The 22,172-nt window shown below is 55.2% G+C and carries 15 protein-coding genes; 4 read left to right on the forward strand and 11 right to left on the reverse strand.

What is annotated here, in order from left to right; all coding sequences use genetic code 11:
* Positions 1–412 precede the first annotated feature (412 nt).
* The 5 genes from J2T37_RS01570 to J2T37_RS01590 all read right to left on the reverse strand — a co-directional run bounded on the left by J2T37_RS01570 (position 413) and on the right by J2T37_RS01590 (position 7,550).
* Positions 413–1,888, reverse strand: coding sequence for an efflux transporter outer membrane subunit (locus J2T37_RS01570; protein ID WP_253353440.1), 1,476 nt, complete (start codon positions 1,886–1,888; stop codon positions 413–415).
* A 63-nt stretch (positions 1,889–1,951) separates the two neighbouring features.
* Positions 1,952–3,055 (reverse strand): ABC transporter permease, encoded by a 1,104-nt coding sequence (locus J2T37_RS01575; protein ID WP_253353441.1) that lies wholly within the window; start codon positions 3,053–3,055, stop codon positions 1,952–1,954.
* A gap of 23 nt (positions 3,056–3,078) precedes the next feature.
* A complete protein-coding gene (locus tag J2T37_RS01580; RefSeq protein WP_253353442.1) occupies positions 3,079–4,206 on the reverse strand; it encodes an ABC transporter permease in 1,128 nt (375 codons plus the stop codon).
* A gap of 109 nt (positions 4,207–4,315) precedes the next feature.
* Positions 4,316–6,094 carry an ATP-binding cassette domain-containing protein gene (locus J2T37_RS01585; protein WP_253353443.1) on the reverse strand — a complete coding sequence of 593 codons (1,779 nt, stop codon included), beginning with the start codon at positions 6,092–6,094 and terminating at the stop codon, positions 4,316–4,318.
* 448 nt (positions 6,095–6,542) lie between these two features.
* A complete protein-coding gene (locus J2T37_RS01590) occupies positions 6,543–7,550 on the reverse strand; it encodes an HlyD family efflux transporter periplasmic adaptor subunit (protein ID WP_253353444.1) in 1,008 nt (335 codons plus the stop codon).
* Between the two features lie 178 nt (positions 7,551–7,728).
* Between J2T37_RS01590 and J2T37_RS01595 the strand changes: the two genes are divergently transcribed.
* Together J2T37_RS01595 and J2T37_RS01600 are read left to right on the forward strand one after the other, a co-directional pair.
* Positions 7,729–8,376 carry a TetR/AcrR family transcriptional regulator gene (locus J2T37_RS01595; protein WP_253353445.1) on the forward strand — a complete coding sequence of 216 codons (648 nt, stop codon included), beginning with the start codon at positions 7,729–7,731 and terminating at the stop codon, positions 8,374–8,376.
* Between the two features lie 112 nt (positions 8,377–8,488).
* Entirely contained in the window at positions 8,489–10,018 is a 1,530-nt protein-coding gene (locus J2T37_RS01600; protein ID WP_253353446.1) for a helicase HerA-like domain-containing protein, read from the forward strand.
* A 394-nt stretch (positions 10,019–10,412) separates the two neighbouring features.
* Here J2T37_RS01600 and rbsK read toward each other — a convergent pair whose 3' ends face one another.
* From rbsK to J2T37_RS01615, 3 genes are all read right to left on the reverse strand, one after another.
* Complete coding sequence (gene rbsK, locus J2T37_RS01605; RefSeq protein ID WP_253353447.1) at positions 10,413–11,321, reverse strand: ribokinase; 909 nt, start codon at positions 11,319–11,321, stop codon at positions 10,413–10,415.
* Between the two features lie 158 nt (positions 11,322–11,479).
* Positions 11,480–13,465: a DNA topoisomerase IV subunit B gene (locus J2T37_RS01610; RefSeq protein ID WP_253353448.1), complete on the reverse strand. Its 1,986-nt coding sequence runs from the start codon at positions 13,463–13,465 to the stop codon at positions 11,480–11,482.
* 121 nt (positions 13,466–13,586) lie between these two features.
* Positions 13,587–14,108, reverse strand: coding sequence for an RNA pyrophosphohydrolase (locus J2T37_RS01615; RefSeq protein ID WP_253353449.1), 522 nt, complete (start codon positions 14,106–14,108; stop codon positions 13,587–13,589).
* 361 nt (positions 14,109–14,469) lie between these two features.
* Here J2T37_RS01615 and J2T37_RS01620 point away from each other — a divergent pair, with 361 nt between their 5' ends.
* Positions 14,470–15,618, forward strand: a complete 1,149-nt coding sequence (locus J2T37_RS01620) for a polyamine ABC transporter substrate-binding protein (protein WP_253353450.1) — start codon at positions 14,470–14,472, stop codon at positions 15,616–15,618.
* A gap of 262 nt (positions 15,619–15,880) precedes the next feature.
* On the opposite strand, the gene rpoD is transcribed toward J2T37_RS01620, so the two are convergent.
* From rpoD to J2T37_RS01635, 3 genes are all read right to left on the reverse strand, one after another.
* Entirely contained in the window at positions 15,881–17,836 is a 1,956-nt protein-coding gene (gene rpoD, locus J2T37_RS01625) for an RNA polymerase sigma factor RpoD (protein ID WP_253353451.1), read from the reverse strand.
* A gap of 254 nt (positions 17,837–18,090) precedes the next feature.
* Complete coding sequence (gene dnaG / locus J2T37_RS01630) at positions 18,091–19,872, reverse strand: DNA primase (RefSeq protein ID WP_253353452.1); 1,782 nt, start codon at positions 19,870–19,872, stop codon at positions 18,091–18,093.
* A 345-nt stretch (positions 19,873–20,217) separates the two neighbouring features.
* The gene (locus J2T37_RS01635) at positions 20,218–20,817 is read right to left on the reverse strand and encodes a tetratricopeptide repeat protein (protein ID WP_253353453.1); all 600 of its coding nucleotides are present in this window, start codon (positions 20,815–20,817) and stop codon (positions 20,218–20,220) included.
* A gap of 252 nt (positions 20,818–21,069) precedes the next feature.
* Here J2T37_RS01635 and hisC point away from each other — a divergent pair, with 252 nt between their 5' ends.
* Positions 21,070–22,149 (forward strand): histidinol-phosphate transaminase, encoded by a 1,080-nt coding sequence (gene hisC, locus J2T37_RS01640; RefSeq protein WP_253353454.1) that lies wholly within the window; start codon positions 21,070–21,072, stop codon positions 22,147–22,149.
* The last annotated feature ends 23 nt before the right edge of the window (positions 22,150–22,172 follow it).

Consider the following 22,172-nt stretch of genomic DNA (forward strand, 5'->3'; position numbering starts at 1 on the left):
AGCGCGGATGCAAGGCCAAAAGCACAGCAAGGTTGAACACCTTGCGCGCATTTTCAACGCAGCAGACACGCTTTTTTGCCGAAAAGATGTCGCAGATGAACGGCCAACAGCCCCTAGATGATTGAATCAAAATAGAATAGTGGCGGGATTATACACGATTTTCAGACGGCCTTTAAGCTATTCGATATACGGACGTACCCGTAGGGTGGGCACTCGTTGCCCACGCGATTATCAGAAATAAATCGGTTGTCCGACCCGTTCACAAACCAATATAAGAAACCGAATACCGCGTGGGCATAAATGCCCACCCTACACGGATTTGCTTGCTGCTTGGGCTTTCCAATCCTTTTACGGCAAATGCCGTCTGAAAACTCATGATTTTCAGACGGCATTTTCCTTATCCGCGCCCCGTTTACTGCGCCGTGTCCGGCACATTGCCCACGGCTTTATTGATGGCGACATAGCGCGTATTCAGACGGCCCAAGCTGTCGGCCAAATCGCGCCGCGCCTGCAAATAGCTGCGCTGGCTGTCAAGCACGCTTGAAAAATCTTCCATGCCGCGTTTGTAGCGCGCCTCGGTCAGGCGGTAGGCTTCGCCTGCGGTGGCGGCACGTTTTTGCAGGGCTTGGTATTGCTGCTGCTCGGCGGCGTAGGCGGTCAGGGCTTCGTCGATTTCTTTCCATGCGCTCAAGACGGTTTTTTGGTAGGCAACGGCGGCTTCCTGCTGTTGCAGCTCGCGCAGTTTGACGGTGGAGACTCGGCGGCCGTGGTCGAAAATCGGCAAATCCAAAGTCGGGCCGATCGACCAAGTGCGGCTGCCCCACTCGCCGAAACTGCTGCCGCTCAAGGCTTCTGTGCCGAATTTCGCGCCGATGCGGATGCTCGGATAGAGCGCGGCTTTGGCCACGCCGATGTCGGCGGTGGCGCTGTGCAGCTTGGCTTCGGCGGCGAGGATGTCGGGACGGCGGCGGGCGACTTCGGAGGGCAGGCCGATGGCCAAATCGGGCAGTTTGGCGGCGGGCATGGTGCGGCTGTCGTCCAATAAATCGTTTAACACGCCCGGCCGTTCGCCCAATAATAGGGTCAGCTTGCCGATATAGGCGCTCTCCTGCGCCTGCAATGCGGGCAGTTGCGCTTGCAGGGCGGCCAGCTCGGTGCGCTGGCGCTGCATGTCGATGTGGTTGTTCATGCCTTTGGCAACGCGGGAGGCGAGCAAATTGGTCTTTTCAGTCAGGGCGCGGATGTCTTCTTTCATCAGGCGGATTTGCGTTTGCGTGGTGCGCAGCTCGGCATAGTTTTGCGCCACTTCCGCCGCCAGCGTCAGCCGCGCCCAATCCAACAGCGCACCCTGCTCTTGCACTGCGGCGTCGGCGGATTCGACGCCGCGGCTGATGCGCCCCCATAAATCAGGTTCCCACGAGGCGTCGAAACCGACTTGATAAAGATTATACGGCGAGGCCAATGCGCCGATATAGCGGCTGCCGTTACTGCCGCCGAGCAGATTAATCATGCGTGTGCTTGAGCCGTCTTCGCTCAAGCGGTTGCGGGTGGCGCTGCCGCTCAAGTTGACATCAGGGCCGTATTGCGCGGCGGTGCCGACGCGCTGCATACGCGCTTGGGCAGAGTGCAGCGCGGCGGTTTGTACGTCCAAACCATTGGCCAGGGCGTGGCTTTCCAGTTGGTTGAGCACGGGGTCGTTCAACGCCGTCCACCAGTCGGCGAGCAATACGGCGTCGCTGATTTTGGGCAGCTGCAAGGCAGTGCCGTTGTGCTGGCCTTGCCAAGTATCGGCGCTTTCGACTTTGGGTTGTTGGAAATTCGGGCCGACGGTACAGGCGGAGAGAGCGAGTGCGGCGGCTAAGGGAAGCAGGCGGGAAATGGGTTTCATGATGTTTTTTCCTGTTTTCCGACGGCCTTGAAATCGGGAAAGGCCGTCGGAAAAATAAGGTTTTTACGACAATTTATTGCGGAACAGCCATGCCGCCAGCGGCAGGGTCAGCGCGGCAATCACAATCAGCGGGATAAAGTTGTGCGCAATCTGGCCGAATCCCGCGCCCTCCAGATAGACGCGGCGGATGATTTCAATACCGAAACGCAGCGGGTTGACAATGGTGGCCGTCTGAAGGATTTGCGGCATGTTTTTCACCGCTGTCAGCATGCCCGAGAGCAAAATCATCGGCATAATCAGCACAAAAGTGTACAGCATGGCTTGCTGCATAGTGGACGACAGCGCGGAAATCGACAGGCCGATACCCACTGCCGCCAGCGTAAAGCTCAACAGCCCCAGATACATCAGCCACAGCGAACCGGCCATCGGCACTTCAAACCAAAAACGGATAATCAGCAAAATCAGCGTCGATTGCAGCAACCCGACGCACACCGAGGGCACGGCCTTACCAATGAGGATTTGAAACGGCGTCAGCGGCGTCACCAAAAGCTGGTCAAACGTACCCTGTTCTCGTTCGCGCGCCACCGACAAAGCCGCCAGCAGCAGCGTCTGCATCACGCTGAGGGAAGCAATCAGCGCGGGCATAATCACCCAGCGCGTTTCCTGATTCGGGTTGTACCACATGCGCCGCACCACGGTGATTTGCGGGGCTTTGCCGCTGCGTTCCTGATTGTAGGCCGCCACGATATTCGACAGATAAGTGGCGGCGAAACCGGCGGTGGTCGAGTTGCGCCCGTCGAGAATCACCTGCAAGGGCGCGGCTTGGCCGTCTGAAAGCCTGCTTTCAAAATCAGACGGAATGCTCAATACCAATAAGGCCTTGCCGCTGTTGACGGTATCGGCGATCTGATTGGCCGAGTCCAGCGTCGCCACGCGCTCAAACACGCCCGTACCGTCCAAATCCGCCACCAGCTTCGTGGCAGCCGCACCGTGGCTCTGGTCAAGCAGCGTGTAAGGCACATGGTTCAAATCGTAAGTGGCGGCGTAGCCGAACAACAGCGATTGCAGCAACACCGGCACAAACAGTGTTACGCGGTTGGCAGGGTCTTTAAAAACCGCCAAAAATTCTTTTTTAATCAGGGCAAAGATTTGCCAAATGGTTTCCATAATATTTCCGTTTTCAGACGGCCTTAATCCAGTTTTTTACGCAACATCCGCGCCGACAGCCAAACCAAGGCCGCCGCATACGCCGCCAAAATCAGACAGTTTTTCACAATCATCGGCCAGTAGTTTCCGCCGAGGAACAACATTTTCACCAGCTCCATAAAATACGTTGCCGGCAGCGCATAGCTGATGGTCTGCATGACTGCCGACATATTGCGGATGTCGAACACAAAGCCCGACAACATCATCGCCGGCATAAAGCCTGCCATCATCGCAATCTGGCTGGCTTGGAACTGGTTGCGCGTAATACCCGAAATCACCAGCCCGGTACACAGCGACACCAACAGATACAGCATAGACGACAACACAATTACCCCCAACGAGCCGCGCATCGGTACTTCAAACAGCCAATACGACATGCCCAAGCACACCGCCACATCTATCATACCGACAAACACATACGGCGTGAGCTTGGCCAGCGCGATTTCCATCGGGCGCACGGGGGTGACAAATAAGGATTCCAGCGTGCCGCGCTCCCATTCGCGCGCAATCAGAAGCGAGGTCAGGAACGCGCCGATTAAGGTCAATACCAGCACCAGCAGACCGGGCACTAGATACCAAGTGCTGATAGAAGCCTCGTTAAACCACATCCGCTGCACGATGGTCACGCCGCTGCCGCCCGATACGCCGCTGCGGTCGAGCGCGTGTTGCGCCCACATCGCAATCGCGCCGTTGACATAGCCCTCGACGGTCTGGCCGGTGGTGGCATCCACCCCGTTTAAAATCAGCTGCACTTGGGCATTGCCCGCTTTCAGGCGCTCATCAAAATCCGACGGCAGGCGCACGATCGCATCGACTTTGCCGTTTTCCAACAAGGTTTCGGCCGTCTGAAAATCGCCGACGCGGATGGGGTTGAGGTATTTCGAACCTTGCATGCCCGATAATACGTTTTGCGCCGTCGGCGTGGGATTGTCGAGCACCACCGCCACCGGCGCGTTGCTCACGTCAAACGACAGGCCGTAGCCGAACAGCAGAATCAGCGCTGCCGGCAGCAGCAGCCCCACCATCAGATTGCTCTTGTCGCGCAACATCTGATGGGTTTCCTTTTTTACCAAAGCGGTGTAGCGGCGGATAAAGCCGGTCAGGTCAAACATGGTTTTGCTTTCGTTTTCAGACGGCCTTTAAGCCGTAGGGTGGGTTTTAACCCACCATCACATGTTACTTGGCGGATAAATGGTGGGTTAAAACCCACCCTACCGCTTTTCAGACGGCCTTTCCCCGCCCCTGCTCCACAATCGCGATAAACGCGCTGTTCATATTCTGCGCCGCTGCGCCGCCCGCCTGTTGGCGCACTTGGTCTGGCGTGCCGATGGCCAGCAGCTTGCCCGCGTCCTGAATCATAATGCGGTCGCAGTATTCGGCCTCTTCCATAAAATGCGTGGTGATAATGATGGTCACGCCGCTTTGCGACAGGCGCGTAATCGTGCGCCAAAATTCGCGCCGCGCCAAAGGGTCAATGCCGCTGGTGGGCTCGTCGAGAAACAGAATACTCGGTTCATGCAACAGCCCCACCGCCATCGACAGGCGCTGTTTGTAGCCGGTGGGCAGAATGCCGCTGAGCGCGTCGCCGTCCAGCTCGAACTGTTCCATCACGGCATTTATCCGCGTCTGCAAACGCTTGCCGCGCAAGCCGTAAGCACCGCCGAAAAAGGTCAGGTTTTCTTTCACCGACAAATTGCCGTAAAGCGAAAATTTCTGCGCCACATAGCCCAAATTGGCACGGGCTTGGGCGCGGGCGGTGCGCAGGTTCATGCCGGCCACTTCCAAATGGCCGCTGCTGGCGGGCAGCAGGCCGCACAACATGCGGAAGGTGGTGGTTTTGCCCGCGCCGTTGGGCCCGAGCAGGCCGAAAATCTCGCCTTTGGACACGGCAAACGAGGTGCTGGCGACGGCGGTAAAATCGCCGAAGGTGCGCACCAAATCTTTGACCGCGATAATCGGTTTATCGTTGTCGGCCTGTTTTTCAGACGGCCTTTCCGCCGTATCCGACTCATCCGAGGCCGTCTGAACGCCCGAACCGTGCGCCGCTCCATGCGCCGCCGCGTGTTGGCGCAACAGCAGCATAAAAGTGTCTTCCAATTCCGCTTTGCGTGGCGTAACGGTCAAATCCGGCAGCAGCGCGGCGATGTCTTGCTCCGTCGCGTCGGGCTGGCGCACAAAATCCACCGCGCCGCCCTGTGGCACGGCATCAATCACCACATCCGCTGCGTCATACAGCTTGGCCTGAACTTCCCGCGCCGGTACGCCTTGCGGCGGCATCACGCGAAAGGTCATGCCTTCGGTGCGGCTTTTAAGCGCGGCGGGCGTGCCGTCGGCCAACACCACGCCCTGATTCATCACAAACACCTGCTCGCAACGTTCGGCCTCGTCCATATAAGACGTACTTACCAATACGCTGAGTTTTTCCTCTTCCACCAGCTGCATGACGATTTTCCACAAATCGCGGCGCGACAGCGGGTCAACGCCCACACTCGGCTCATCCAACAGCAACAGCTCGGGCGTGCGCACCAGCGTGCAGGCCAAGCCCAGCTTCTGCTTCATCCCGCCCGATAGCTTGCCCGCCGGACGGTCGGTAAAACGCTGCATATCCACCATTTCCAGCATTTTTTTAAAACGCGCCGCGCGTACATCTAGCGGCACGCCGTGCAAATCGGCATACAGATCCAGATTTTCCTGCACGCTCAAATCTTCATACAGGCCGAAACGCTGCGGCATGTAGCTGATTTTATCCTGCACCGTCTGCGGGTTTTGCGCCACATCCGTACCGAGCACGTTCAGACGGCCGCCGTCGGGCTTGAGCAGCCCGGCAATCATGCGCATGACGGTGGTTTTGCCCGCCCCGTCGGGGCCGACCAGCGCGGTTAAGCGGCCTTTTTCCACCGACAGGCTCACCCTGTCCACCGCATTGAAGGGCTTACCGTCGGGGGCGTTGAAAATTTTAATCAGGCCGTCTGAAACGACGGTGTGGACGGGTGTGTTCATAGAAATCAGTCAAATATTGCTGTTTTGGGTTCAGGCCGCAGCACTGCTCGGTGTAGGTTGGGATGAAATCCCAACAGAAATCTAGGTATCGTTGGGTTTACAACCCAACCTATACGCTATTTAACGTGAGTTCAGGATAAACGTTTTGAATATTTTATTATTTTCAGAATCATACGAAATCCCAGCAGACAGAAAATCGCCAGATTTTCGTCATTAGCTGCGCAAGTCCGCTACGCTACCCCCGCGCAGGCGGGAATCCAGACGTTTGAGCTTCTGATACTTTAAAAACATTACAGAAATACTGGGCTTCTGGATTCCCGCCTGCGCGGGGGTAGCGTAGCGGACTTGCGCAGCTAATGACGAATCCTCGCGGATCCTGTCTGCCGGAAGAAACACGTTTCTGAAATTTAAAAAAATATTCTATCTGCTTATCCCGAACTCACAGCCTTTAATGCGCCGCCACCGCTGTATGCAGTTTCACCGTCGCCGGCTGCCCCATGCGCAGGGCATTGGCCTTGTCATCGACGTTAACGCGCACTTCATACACCAAACTCGAGCGCAGCTCGGTGGTCTGCACTGCTTTGGGGGTAAATTCGGCGACCGAAGAAATATAGCCGACCGTGCCCTTCACCGGCTTATCCGGCGCGGAATCGGTGGTTACGTCCGCGTTCATGCCCTCGCGCACTTTGTCCAAATCAGTTTCGCTGACATACACGCGCACCCATTTGGGCGAGGACAACGCCAGCGTATAAACCGGCGTTTGCGGTGAAGCCATATCGCCCGGCTCCAGCAGGCGCGAGCGTACCACCGCATCGACCGGCGCTTTCAGTTCGCCCTGACCGATTTGGTAGTCCAGCAAATCTTTTTTCGCCTTCAAGGCTTTCACTTGCGCGGCAGCAGCAGCGATGTCTTCCTTGCGCAGGCCTTCTTCCAGCAAACGCAGTGCGTCGCAGCTCTCGTCGGCCTGCGCCTGCGCCACTTTCAGGGCGCTTTTGGCCGCGTCCAACTCGTGTACGCTGGTGGCCTTGCCGTCGGTATCGGCCGCAATCGCCTGCAAACGCGCCAAATCGCCTTTGGCCTGAACCACCTGCGCCTCGGCCGCTTTCAGACGGCTTTGCCCTTGGGTAATTTCCTGACGGCGCGAACCGTTTTTCAAACGCTCAAAATTGGCCTGCTGCGCCTGAATCTGCGCTTCGGCATCGGCTTTTTGCAATTCCAGCGCCTCAGTGTCCAAATGCCCCACCACCTGCCCGGCGGTCACTTTATCACCCTCGTTCACCAGCAATTCGCGGATACGGCCGCTGCCGTCAAACGACAGCGATACCTGGCGGATATCCACATTGCCGTTTAACACCAGCTCGGCGGGGTTTTCGGCAGTATGGTGCTGCCAATAATAGATACCGCCGCCAATCAGCGCGGCGGCCGCAACAGCGGCAATTACGGTTTTTTTATTCATATTCGGCGTTTCCAGAAGGTTTGAAGGCGGTGTATCCGCGCTCCGGTCTGTTCAATACCGCGCATGATAGCACAGCCGCACTATAATTTAAAATAATTTTAAACTAAATTTGAATTAAATTTAAATTTCGGGCAAAATAGGCCGTCTGAAAACCCTGTTCAACGCATACAAATCAATAATGACAAATTCCTCTACCAACACCCCCCGCCCCAGCCGCACCGACGGCGCCGCCACCCGCGCCCGCATTCTCGAAACCGCAGGCGAGCTGATTGCCGCCAACGGTTTCGCGCAAACGCCGAATAAAGCCATCGCCGCCGCCGCCGCTGTCGATTTGGCTTCCATCAACTACCATTTCGGCAACCGCAACGGGCTGTATCAGGCCGTGTTGCAGGAAGCGCACAAGCGGCTCATCAGCCTCGAGCGCCTGCAACAGACCGCGCAAAGCGGCCTCAGCGCGGAAGAGAAACTGGCCGAGCTGATGAATCAGGTCGTACACAATCTCTTAGGCAATACCGGCTGGCCGGTGCGCATTATGGCGCAGACGCTGCTCCAACGCAGCGAAACCCTGCAACTTTTGGAAAGCGAAGTTTTGCCCAAAGCCGCCCTCGTGCGCCAAATCGCCGCCGACATCAGCGGCCTGCCCGCCGATTCCATCGAACTGCGCCGTTGTATGCTGAACATCGTATCGCCCATGTTTGCCCTGTTTTTGTTTCAAGACGGCCTTCCCGCCCCGCTGCGGGGAATCGAACAAGATTCCGAAGCGCTGGCGCGGCATTTGTGCCGCTTTGCCGTGGCAGGGTTGAAAGCAGCGGGCTCGGATAGGTAATCCTTCAAGCAAAGTCCGTCTGAAAACAGTTTTCAGACGGACTTTGCCGCGCTTGCCCTCGCCTCCGTTTCATACGAAAATACCCCTTTGCAAACACATTAGGACAACCGTCATGACCACTTTCCCCATTGCCCGCGCGGGCGACAGCGTATTGGAAATCCAAGGCAAAATGGCCAACCGCCACGGCCTGATTGCGGGCGCGACCGGCACCGGTAAAACCGTGACCCTGCGCCGCATGGCCGAAGCCTTCAGCAGCGAGGGCATTCCGGTGTTTTTGGCCGACGTTAAAGGCGACTTGTCGGGCATTGCCAACGCCGGCAGCGACAGCGGCAAAGTGGGAGAACGCATTGCCGAATTCGGTTTGGGCGCAGATTGGCTGCAAAGTTTCCCCGTGCGCTTTTGGGATGTATTCGGCGAAACCGGCATTCCCGTGCGCGTAACCGTATCCGAAATGGGGCCGATGTTGCTGGCGCGTTTGATGAATTTGAACGACACCCAAGAAGGCCTGCTCAATCTGGTGTTTAAAGTGGCCGACGACAAAGGCTGGCACATCCTCGATTTGAAAGACCTGCGCAGCATGCTCAAGCATGTCTCCGACCATGCCGCCGACTACCGCACCCAATACGGCAACGTCTCCGCCGCCAGTATCGGCGCGATTCAGCGCCAACTGCTGACGCTGGAAAACGAAGGCGCGGAGCAGTTTTTCGGCGAACCGGCGCTGAATTTGGAAGACTGGCTGCAAACCGACGGCAACAAAGGCATCATCAACATCCTTAATTCGGAAAAACTCATGCGCAGCCCGCGCATGTACAGCGCGTTTTTGCTGTGGATGTTGGCTAAATTATTTGAAATGCTGCCCGAAGTCGGCGATTTGGAAAAACCCAAATTCGTGATGTTTTTCGACGAAGCGCATTTAATTTTCGACAACGCTGCTTCCGCACTAGTGGAACAGGTGGAGCAGGTGGTGCGCCTGATTCGTTCCAAAGGCGTGGGCGTGTATTTCGTGACCCAAAACCCGCTGGATTTGCCCGACACCATTTTGGGACAACTGGGCAACCGCGTGCAGCACGCCTTACGCGCCTTTACCCCGCGCGACCAAAAAGCCGTGCGCGCCGCCGCAGAAACCTTCCGCAACAACCCCGACATCAACGTCGCCGAAGCCATCGCCGAATTGGGCGTGGGCGAAGCGCTGGTGTCTTTCCTCGACGACAAAGGCATGCCCACGCCGGTAGAACGCGCCATCGTCTTGCCGCCGCAATCCTCCCTCACCCCGCTGACAGCGGAAGAGCGCAACGCCAAGTTCCAAAACGACGATTTGTACCCAGCCTACAAAGACATGGTGGACAACTACTCCGCCTTTGAAGCCCTCGCCGAAGCCGACGCGCAGGAAGCGCAGGCGCAGCAAAGCGCCGCCGCTGCCAAAGAGCAGGCCAAAGCGGATAAAGCGGCGGAAAAAGAAGCCGAAAAATCCGAACCCGGTTTGGTGGACGGTTTCCTCGGCGGCTTAATGGGCGGCCGTAAAAAATCCAACCAAGGCGTAGGCTACAACGTCGCCGACGCCGTAGGCAGCCAAATCAACCGCCAAGTCACCAACGCCATTTCGCGCAGCATTATGGGCGTGATTAAGAATTTGTTGAAATAACGTGTGTTCGGGATAAGTGAATAGAATGTCTTTTTGAATTTCAGCAATGTATTGGATTAGGCAGACAGAATCCGCAAGGATTCGTCATTCCCGCACAGGCGGGAATCCAGACGTTTGGATTTCTGATAGCTTGAAAACATTGCAGAAATGTTTGGCTTCTGGATTCCCGCCTGCGCGGGAATGACGAAAATCTGGCGATTTTCTGTCTGCTGAAATGCATACCATTAAAAAATTAAAATATTTAAGATACTTATCCTGAACTCACGTGAAATAAGCGGCGGAGATGGGAAAGGCCGTCTGAAACAGCGTTTTCTGTTTCAGACGGCCTTTTGGTTGCGTGTATTGTTTGGAACGCGTAGGGGGTGTGCGGTACGCACTCACCCTACAACAATTACTACACCACCTCTTTCCCGCTCAAAAACCCTTCCAACGCCGCCAACGTCGGCATACCGCCCTGCGCCCCCGCTTTCGTCACCGACAATGCCCCCGCCGCACAAGCCTTGCGCACGGCGGATGCCATGCCCTCGTGCCAAAACACTGCCAACGCGCCGTTAAACGTATCGCCTGCGCCGGTGGTATCGACGGCGCTTACCTTAAATCCCTCTGCCTGTTTCAGACGGCCTTGTTTGTCGTGATACAACGCGCCTTTGCTGCCCACCGTCATCACCACGGGGCAAGGTGTGCGGGTCATCAAATCTTGCGGCGGCAAATTCTGCGGCAGGTTCAGGCTGATGGCCAGCTCATAGGCATTCGGCGTCAGCAGCGTCACGCAATCCAATAATTCAGACGGCAACGGCTGCGCCGGCGCAGGATTGAGGATAAACGGCTTGCCGTGTTTCTGCGCCAAACGCGCCGCCGCCATCACGCAGTCCAGCGGAATTTCCAACTGAGCCAACACCACGTCCGCCGCCGCAATTACCGCTTCCTGCGCGACAATATCGGCGGGGGTCAGGCCAAAATTCGCGCCTGCCACCACGATAATCGTGTTTTCGCCGTCGGCCACGGTAATATTCGCCAAGCCGCTGTGTACAGCGTCCAACACCTTTACGCCGTCGGTGTTCACGCCCTCGCGTTGCAGATTGGCCGTCATCTCGCGGCCGAAATCGTCATTGCCCACCGCGCCAATCATACTCACCCTCGCACCCAGCCGCGCCGCCGCCACCGCCTGATTCGCCCCTTTGCCGCCCATATAGCGCTGGAAATCCACACCCATAATCGTTTCGCCCGCCGCCGGAAAACGCGGGCTGCGGGTCACCAAATCCATATTCAGGCTGCCGATAACGGCGATATTGACGGGGTTCATAGCAAGGGTTCCTTGTGAGATTGATGGTTTTCGGTATTGTAACGGAAATGGCGTACAAACATCAGGTGGCTGACACCGCTTGATAATATTGGGTTCAGCCAATACAAAGGCCGTCTGAAAAATAGTTTCAGACGGCCTTTTAATTAAAAATCAAACTGTTAAACATCCACTTCCGCCGTATCACCTTCGGCTTCCATCCAGGCGCGGCGGCTGGCGGCTTCGCCTTTGCCCATCAGTTTCACGAAGATATGCTGCGTTTCTTCGCCCGCGCCTTCGGGAATGCGCACTTGCAGCAGGCGGCGGGTGTCGGGGTGCATGGTGGTGTCTTTGAGCTGGTCGGGGTTCATCTCGCCCAAGCCTTTGAAGCGGCTGATGGAATATTTGTTTTCGTTCAGCCCTTCCTTTTGCAGCCGCTCCAAAATGCCGTCCAGCTCAGCCTGATCTAGGGCGTAGAATTTGCGGGCGGGTTTGGATTTGCCCTGCGCGTTCACATCCACGCGGAATAGCGGCGGCTGGGCAACGTAGATATGGCCTTCGTCTATCAGCTTGGGGAAATGGCGGTAAAACAGGGTCAGCAGCAGCACTTGGATATGCGAGCCGTCCACATCCGCGTCCGACAACACGGCGATTTTGCCGTAGCGCAGGCCGCTCAAATCGGGGCTGTCGTTGACACCGTGCGGATCGACGCCGATGGCCACGGAAATATCGTGAATTTCGGCGTTGCCGAAAAGCTGGTCGGGGTGGACTTCAAAGCTGTTCAGCACCTTGCCGCGCAGCGGCAGAATCGCTTGGGTGGCTTTGTCGCGCGCGAGTTTGGCCGAGCCGCCGGCAGAGTCGCCTTCCACCAAAAACAGCTCGTTTTCGCGGATGTCTTCGCTTTCGCAGTCGGTCAGTTTGCCCGGCAACACGGCCACGCCGCTGCCTTTTTTCTTCTCGATTTTTTTCACCGAACGCATCCGCGCCTGAGCCTGCTTGATGGCGAGTTCGGCGATTTTTTTACCCGCTTCGACGTTTTGGTTGAGCCACAATTCCAGCGGGTCGCCCGCTACGGCGGCCACCAGCTTGAGCGCGTCGCGGTTGGTGAGCTTGTCTTTGGTTTGGCCTTGAAACTGCGGGTCGAGCACGCGCGTGCTCAACACAAAGGCGACTTTGCCGAATACATCGTCGCTTTGCACTTTTACGCCGCGCGGCAGTAAATTGTGGTGGTTGATGAAATTGCTGACCGCTTGGAACACGGCCTGTTTCAGCCCCGCTTCGTGGGTACCGCCCAACGGGGTGGGAATCAGGTTGACATAGCTTTCGTTGGCGCAACTGCCCTCTTCCAGCCAGGTCAGTGCAAACGCCGCGCCCTCGCCGGTGGAAAAATCCCCCTCGTGGCCGTCTGAAATATAGTTTTCGCCGGCAAACACCGGCACGGCTTCCTGCGCTTCGCTGATGAGGTCGGCCAGATAGCTTTTGAGGCCGTCGGGGTAATGCCAGCTTTGGGTGTGCGGCTCATCCCGGCCTTTCAGACGGCGGGTCAGGGTAACGGTTACGCCCGGCAGCAGCACGGCTTTGGCGCGCAGCAGCCGCTCCAGCTCGGGAATGCTGTATTGCGGGCTTTCAAAATATTTGCCGTTCGGCCATACACGCACTTCGGTGCCGGAATCTTTGACCGCGCATTTGCCGGTTTCGGCCAAGGGCTCGATGACAAAGCCGTCTGAAAACACGATGCGCCGGATTTTGCCCTCGCGCTTTACGGTCACTTCCAAGCGCGTGGAGAGCGCGTTGGTGACGGATACGCCCACCCCGTGCAGGCCGCCGGAAAAATCGTAGGCGCCGCCGTCTTTTTTGTTGAATTTGCCGCCCGCGTGCAGTTGGGTAAACACCAGCTCCACCACCGGCAGGCCTTCGGTCGGATGCGGGCCGGTAGGAATGCCGCGGCCGTTGTCTTTTACCGACAGCGAGCCGTCGTCGTGGAGGGTAACGTCGATTGCGGTAGCATAGCCGCCCAGCGCTTCGTCGGCGGCGTTGTCGATGACTTCCTGACAGATGTGGGTGGGGCTCTCGGTGCGGGTGTACATGCCCGGACGTTCTTTGACGGGGTCTAAGCCTCTGAGGACGGTAATGCTCGATTCGCTGTATTGGTTGGATTTTTGTGTCATGTCTGTTGTCGGTAAGGCCGTCTGAAACATTCAGACCTGCCGTAGGGCGGATAATCAGGCCGCCCCGATTGGTTCTCAAGAAAAACAACGCTTTCAGACAGCCTGAAAGCGTTGTTGCGGTTTAATTGTCAGGATGTTTCGTGCGCTGCATAAATTCGCCGTAGCTTTCTAATCCCCGCAGGAAGCGGGACAGTTCGCTCAACGCACCGAGATATACATTATGTTTGAAATCAATCACTTCATCTACCGGCGCCCAATATTCGTGCCAACGCCAGCCATCAAACTCGGGATGGCGCGTGGCGCGTAAATTGACGTCGCTTTCGCGGCCGGTCAGACGCAAAAGATACCAAATCTGCTTTTGCCCGCGATACGAACCGCGCCATTCGCGCCGTACCCAGTGGCTCGGCACATCATAACGCAGCCAGTCGCGCGTGCGCCCTAAAATTTTCACGTGTTGCGGCAGCAGGCCGACTTCTTCCATCAATTCGCGGTACATCGCCGTTTCGGGGCTTTCGCCCGGCTTGATACCGCCCTGCGGAAACTGCCACGAATGTTCGCGTACGCGTTTGCCCCAAAATACCTCGTTGCGGTCGTTGGTCAGGATAATCCCGACATTGGGGCGATAGCCTTCTCTGTCTAACACGGTGTCGCCCTTTGCGGATAGTTAAAATTCAATAGCGTAATTTTCCCACAAATCAGACGGTTTTGACAAATCGCGCCGCTTTTGGGGGCGGTGCTGCCGCCATACCGCTCAGGCCGTTTGAATATTTTTCTGTTTGATGTGAGAACGATAGCGTTATAAATGTTAAAATCTGTTGTCTTTACACGATTAAGGTCTTGCAATAGCAGGACTTTTGCCGTTTAATGCGAACTTTCTTTCCGAAACCCAAGGGCTGCAAGCGGAATTTCCGGGCGGCCGCCCCCACAGTTTTCCTTTTGTATGTGGCCTTCTTTCGCCACCGCTGCAAGATTTTATTGACCTTCTACACAAAAGGACTGTATCCATGAAAAAATCCCTGTTGGCAGCAGCCCTCGCAAGCCTGATTCTGGTCGCTTGCGGCGGTGTGGAAAACAAACCGGCCGAATCCTCTTCCCAACCTCAAACCAACGCCGAAGCGCAAAAAGGCGGCGAGTTGAACATCTACAACTGGTCGGACTACGTTGATCCGGCGACTTTGGCCGCGTTTGAAAAAGCCGACAACATCAAAGTGCGCTACGATTATTACGACAGCAACGAAGCGCTGGAAGCCAAAATCCTGACCGGCAAATCCGGCTATGATTTGGTCACGCCCTCCATTTCCAACGTCGGCCGCCAAATCAAAGCGGGCGCGTATCAGGAAATCGACAAAAGCAAAATCCCCAACTACGGCAACATCGACCCCGAGCTGCTGAAAATGATGGAAACCGTCGATCCGGGCAACAAATACGCCGTGCCGTATTTCTGGGGCATGAACACCTTGGCCATCAATAAAGACATGGTGACCAAAGTATTGGGCACAGACAAGCTGCCGGAAAACGAATGGGATTTGGTGTTCGACCCGACCTACACCACCAAGCTCAAATCCTGCGGTATCAGCTATTTCGACAGCGCCATCGAGCAGATTCCGCTGGCTTTGAATTATTTGGGCAAAGACCCCAACAGCGAAAATCCCGACGACATCAAAGCCGCCGTGGAAATGATGAAAAAAGTGCGCCCCGACATCAAGCGTTTTACCTCATCAGGCTATATCGACGATATGGCGGCGGGTAATCTGTGTGTCGCCATCGGCTACGGCGGTGATTTGAACATCGCCAAAACCCGTGCCAAAGAAGCGGGCAACGGCATTAACATCCAAGTCTTGACCCCCGCATCCGGCGTGGGCATTTGGGTGGATTCGTTTATGATTCCGCGCGACGCGCAAAACATTGCCAATGCGCACAAATACATCAACTACACGCTAGACCCGGAAGTGGCGGCGAAAAACGGCAATTTCGTTACCTACGCCCCTGCCAGCCTGCCGGCACGCAAGCTGATGGAGCCGCAATACGCCAATGACAATTCGATTTTCCCGAGCAAAGAAGTCATGGAAAAAAGTTTTGTCGTCTCGCCCAAATCGTCCGATGCCAGCAAACTGTCGGTACGCCTGTGGCAGGGCTTGAAAGCAGGTCAGTAATCCGACTTGGTTTAAGAACGAAAATGCCGTCTGAATTTTTTCAGACGGCATTTTGTTTGCAATCGCTCCGAACACATACCTATGGTACAATTATTTAAAAACCAAACTGTCGATACGGTGTAGGTTGGGTTGTAAACCCAACATTTATCTAAACTTCCGTTGGGATTTCATCCCAACCTACGCAGTTTGGTTTTTTTACTTATTTCACTATATAAAAAGGCCGTCTGAAAATTTCAGACGGCCTCGCGTTTCAAAAAGCCGTTTACGACTTATTGTCTTCGCTGTCTAAGAAGCTTTTCAAGCGGTCGCTGCGGGTCGGATGGCGCAGTTTGCGCAGGGCTTTGGCTTCGATTTGGCGGATACGCTCGCGTGTGACGTCAAACTGTTTGCCCACTTCTTCCAGCGTATGGTCGGTGTTCATGTCGATACCGAAGCGCATACGCAATACTTTGGCCTCGCGCGGGGTCAGGCTTTCCAATACCTCTTTGGTCACTTCGTGCAGGCTGGAATACATGGCCGCGTCTGCTGGGGCGACGTTGTTGGCGTCTTCGATGAAATCGCCCAAGTGCGAATCGTCGTCGTCGCCAATCGGCGTTTCCATGGAAATCGGCTCTTTGGCGATTTTCATGATTTTGCGGATTTTGTCTTCCGGCATTTCCATCAGCTCGGCCAGTTTCGCAGAATCGGGCTCTTCGCCGGTTTCTTGCAGATATTGGCGCGAAATGCGGTTCATCTTGTTGATGGTTTCAATCATGTGCACCGGAATACGGATGGTACGCGCTTGGTCGGCAATCGAGCGGGTAATCGCCTGACGAATCCACCAGGTTGCATAGGTCGAGAATTTGTAACCGCGACGGTATTCGAATTTGTCCACTGCTTTCATCAGGCCGATGTTGCCTTCTTGAATCAAATCCAAGAATTGCAAACCCCGGTTGGTGTATTTTTTGGCGATGGAAATCACCAGACGCAAGTTGGCCTGAATCATCTCCTGCTTGGCGGCAGCGGTTTCTTTTTCGCTGATGACCATGTTTTTGTTGATGTCTTTCAATTCGTCCAAAGAAATTTTGGTTTCTTTTTCCAAATTGGCCAACTCGGTTTGTTTCTCGATGATGGCATGGCGGAAACGGTCGAGCGCATTCGCCCACACGCGGCCTTTGGCGACTTCCTCTTCCACCCAGTTCAGGTTGGTGATGTCGGGCAGGAAGTTTTGGATGAAGTAGTCTCTGTCCATGCGCACGCGGTCAACGCAGATGTCGCGGATTTCGCGTTGCAGCTTGCGGATGTTTTCCACATGGCCGCGCAGCTTGCCGCTCAGGTTTTCAATCTGACGGGTGGCAAAACGCACTTCCAGCAGCTTGTGCGCGATGGCGTCGCGGTAGTGCAGGTAGTCGGCGTCTTGGCTGTCGGCTTTTTCCAACGCTTGAATCATTTTGGCGTAATCGGCTTGAATGCCGTCAAAATGCGCCAATACTTTCTGCTTGAGCTCTTCCAGATTGGCGGCGGACATGGCTTCGGCGTCGCTGCCGGAATCATCGCCCTCTTCCTCATCGTCTTCTTCGTCTTCGCCTTCTTCATCGGCCTCGTCGCTGCTGTCGCTCTCTTCCGGCGCGGCGCTTTCCAAATGACCCAAACCCAATTCGTTGAGCAGGACTTCATTCGGGTCGATGATGGCTTCTACCACTTCATCGACGCGGATTTCATCATTGCGCACCTGCTCAATCAGTTCCAAAATATCGGCCACGGAACCCGGACAGGCGGAAATGGCCTGTACCATGTTTTTCAGGGAGTTTTCGATTTTTTTGGCGATGATGATTTCGTCTTCGCGCGTGAGCAAATCCACCTGCCCCATTTCGCGCATATACATGCGCACAGGATCGGTGGTGCGGCCGAACTCGGAATCCGCGCTGGAGAGGGCGGCTTCGGCTTCTTCTACGGCGTCGTCATCGGTAATGGTTGCGGCGTTGTCGCTCAGCAAAATATCTTCGGCATCCGGCGCCTGCTCGGTCACTTGGATACCCAAGCCGGAAATCATGCTGACGATGTTGTCGATTTGGTCGGCGTCGGACATATCATCCGGCAGGGCGTCGTTGATTTCGGCGTAGGTAATGTAACCGCGCTCTTTACCCATGATGATGAGCTGGCGCAGACGGGCGCGTTGCTCTTCGACGGTCAACGGGCGGTTGTCGTCTTGATCGTGTTCTTCGTGATTTTTAGACATAATAATCTCGTTGTTAACTGAAGAAAGGCCGACGGTTTACAGCATACGGGCTGTACCTGAAGGCACGGCAGAGCGGCATCTTGTAGAGGGCAATCCGTTCAATCCCCGGCGATACAGGCTCTGAGGCCGTCTGAAACTGGAAAACGGGTGTTCTGCGGGTTAAGATAATCGCAGCAAAAGACAATGTTTTCAGACGGCCTGCTAATATTAAAGACTGGGTTACTGCTTAAAAATTCAATGCATTTCAATATGTTTCAATGCGCTTTCAACATCAGTAAAGACATCAGCAGCTTTTTCTCATAATCGCTCAAACCGCCTTGCACGTTTTTCTGTTTCAACGATTCGATTTGGCTGTAACGCAATTCGTCCAACAGCTTTTTCATGCCGATTTTGAAATTCTCGCAGGCTTCATCGCCGCTGCTCTCCACTTCTTCCGAAGAAAGAAAGGTGGACTGGAAAATATGGTTGACGGCCGCTTCGTAAGGCGAACCGCGCATGTATTCCAAAATCTGCGCACTGGTGGGCGGCACGGCATGGCTGTTGATGGTTTCGGCCAGACTGGCCAAGCAGGCAAAATCGCCTTCCAAAGCCAAATACTCCGGCAGGTCTATATATGCTGCCCAACTCGGATTTATCAAGAGGCTGCGGATTTGCCGCTGCACCAGCGTCAGCATGGCCGGCTGCTTGGCGGTTTCTTTGGGCAACTTGTAGCTTTTTTGGCGCACATGGCGCTTGGGCGCTTCCTGCCCCAATAACTGCGCCAAATTGCTCGGATCAATCCCCACCAGCTCGCTCAGGCGCTGTTTGAGCAGGAAACCCAAGGCTGGTGCGCTAATCTGCGCCAGCAGCGGCGAGGCGGTTTTCACCAATTCGGCTTTGCCTTCCTGCGTATTTAAATTAAGGCCGTCTGAAAGCTGTTCCCAAAAATATTCCGATAAAGGTTTGCTTTGGTGTAGCAAAGCGTCTTCAAACTGGGTTTTGCCGAAAGCACGCACATAGCTATCGGGGTCATGCTCTTGCGGCAGAAACAGAAAATGCAGCGATTTGTCATCTTTCAGCTGCGGCAAAGCGTTTTCCAACGCCCGCCACGCCGCTTTGCGCCCTGCGCTGTCGCCATCGAAACAGAAATAAATGCTGTCGGTCTGGCGCATGAGCAGTTTCACATGCTCGGCGGTGGTCGAAGTACCCAGCGAAGCCACGGCGTAGCCCACGCCGAACTGCGCCAGCGCCACCACGTCCATATAACCCTCCACCACCAAAATCCGCCCCGCCTCTTTAATCGCGGCACGGCCTTCGTATAAACCGTAAAGGTTGCGCCCCTTGTCAAACAACGGCGTATCCGGCGAATTTAAATATTTCGGTTTGGAATCGTCCAACACGCGCCCGCCGAAACCGATGACCTGCCCCTTGCTGTCGCGTATCGGGAACATAATCCGGTGGCGGAAACGGTCGTAATAGCGGCCTTGCTCTTCATTGTGAATCACCTGCCCGCTCTCAACCAGAGGCGTAGAGGGATAAGGTTGGAACACCTGCGCCAAGGGCTGCCAGCCATCGGGCGCATAACCCAAGCCGTAATGCGCGATGATTTCTGCATTCAGGCCGCGCTTGTCCAAATATTGCTGCGCTTCGGGCGCGGTTTTCAGACGGCCTTGATAAAAATCGGCGCATGCCTGCATGGTTTCTTCCAGCGTCTGCTGCTTTTTCTTGCGCTCGGCACGCTGCTCGGGATTGTCTGCACGGCCGCCGACACGCGGCACCACCATCCCCACGCGATCGGCCAAATACTGCACCGCTTCGGTAAAGCCCAAACCCTGATACTCCATCAAGAAACCGATGGCCGATCCGTGTGCGCCGCAGCCGAAACAATGGTAAAACTGCTTGCTCGGGCTTACCGAAAACGACGGCGATTTTTCTTTGTGAAACGGGCAGCACGCCATATAGTTCGCCCCGCCTTTTTTCAGCGGCACGCGCTCGTCGATAATATCGACGATATCTACTTTGGCGAGTAACTCGTCTATAAAGTCGGATGGAATCATAAAAACGGCAATGGCAGACACACAATCGGGCAACCTGCCATTATAGGTTGCCCGACGGTCGAATACAAGAAAAAAGAAAAAATCCGCTGCAAATAGCGTTTTGTTTACAGCATTTTAGCCCAAACAAAATGAAAAATCAAGCAGGGAATGGGACACAAGCCCCAGCCGTAAAACGGGCATTCCTGCCCGTCGCCTTGCGACAAAACAGAAAAACAGTTTTACCGGAAGATTGATTATTTTGCGAATAAATAACCGGCAGGAATGCCCGTCCTACCCACATAGTCGGTATGCCAAACAAGGCTTCGATTGTATTCGGCCACCTGATAGAGTTTATGTGCCGGACAATCAAGCGCCTTTTACGCCCAAACGCGCCAGCGCCGCCTGCGCCTCTTTATCGCCGACGGCAGCGGCTTTTTTATACCAAGCCACGGCCTCTTCCTGACTTTCCACCTCAGCCAAACGCCCCAGCGCAGTCATGGCAGGCGCAGCCACATGATCGCCGCGCCGGGCAGATACCTGATACCATTTTTCCGCCTGATCCATATCTTTTTGCACGCCTATGCCCTGCTCATAGCAATAGGCCAACCAGTATTGCGACGTAATGTCGCCCTGCTCGGCGCCTTTGGTAAATTCCGCTACCGCACGCATAGGGTTTTTGGTTACGCCGTAGCCGTTGAGGTACATCAGCCCGATATAGCGCGGCGCTTTCATATGACCGGCAGCCGAGGCTTGGGTAAACAAGGTCATCGCGTCGCTGTAATCGCGGCGGTTGTAAGCGTCGATGCCTTCATCCAGCAGCGCTTTGGCTTTTTCATTGGCGTGCTGGCTTTGTGCGGTATTCGGCACAGACTCGGCTTCATTGGATTGTGCGCTCTGATTGGGCGCGGAACAGGCGCACAATACCAAGGCGGCACACATGGCAGTCAGTTTGTTCATTTTTTTCATCACGGCTCTGTTTTTCGGCGTAGAATCATTGAAACAGCATTTTCTCAGACGACATCGCCTGCAAAACACCGCGTGTCATTGATTAAACAAATATTCCACGCGCTTTTTGTAATAAGTTTACATAGATTATAGGCCGTTTGAAAAAATATTGTGAACAATCCGGCTGATTTAATACGCTTTTTATGCTACATTACAATTCTTTGCGAACTGTGTAGCAGATGTGTCCCATCATCTTGTGAAAGGAATCCCCCGATGACCGCGCCGACCGATTTCATCCGCGCCGACATTCAAGCCATGACCGCCTATCATGTCGCCGATTTGCCAGAAGGTTTCATCAAACTTGACGCCATGGAAAGCCCTTACCATCCATTTGCCCGTTCCCCCGAATTGGCAAACGCATGGAAAGACTTGTTGGCTGCCGCCCCCATCCATCTTTACCCCAATCCCGCCGCCAGCGGCTTGCAAGAAGCGCTGCGCCAAGCGTTCGATATTCCTGCTGCTGCGCAAATTGCCTTGGGCAACGGCTCGGACGAGCTGATTCAATTTATTACCTTATTATTATCCAAACCCGGCGCGACTGTTTTAGGTGTCGAGCCGAGCTTTGTGATGTACAAACACAATACCGCCCTCTTCGGTATGAACTATGTCGGCATGCCGCTGAATGACGATTTCACGCTGAACCTGCCCGCTGTTTTAGCCGCCATTGAGCAGCATAACCCCGCGTTAACCTTTATCGCCTACCCCAACAATCCGACCGGCGTTTGCTTCAAACGCGAAGAAGTAGAAACCATTATCCGCGCTGCCAAAGGCATTGTGGTGGTGGACGAAGCCTACGGCGCGTTCAGCCACGACAGCTTCCTGCCGCTGGCGGGCAGCGTGGACAATCTGGTGGTCATGCGCACCGTCAGCAAAATCGGCTTTGCCGGTATCCGCATCGGCTATGCTTCAGGCAGCCCGGCCGTGATTAATGAGCTGGCAAAAATCCTGCCGCCTTACAATATGAACCAGCTCAGCCTCGCCACCGCCAAATTCGCCATGCAGCATGTCGAAGTGATTAATGAAACGGTATTAAAACTGAAAGCCGAGCGCGAGCGCGTGTTTGCCGAATTAGCCAAAATCGGCGCAGTCAAAGCCTTCCCCAGCGAAGCGAATTTTATTACCGTGCGCGTCCCCGACGCAGCCGTTTTATTTGACACCCTCAAGCAAAACAAAATTTTAATTAAAAAACTCCACGGCATGCATCCGCTGCTGGAACAATGCGTGCGCCTGACCATCGGCGCGCCGGAAGAAAATGATGCGGTATTGGCAGTTATGCGCAAACTATACTGCTGACATTTCCAAACAGATTACGTCTA

It is taken from the genome of Neisseria perflava, assembly GCF_024170405.1.
Taxonomy (GTDB): Bacteria; Pseudomonadota; Gammaproteobacteria; order Burkholderiales; family Neisseriaceae; genus Neisseria; species Neisseria perflava_B.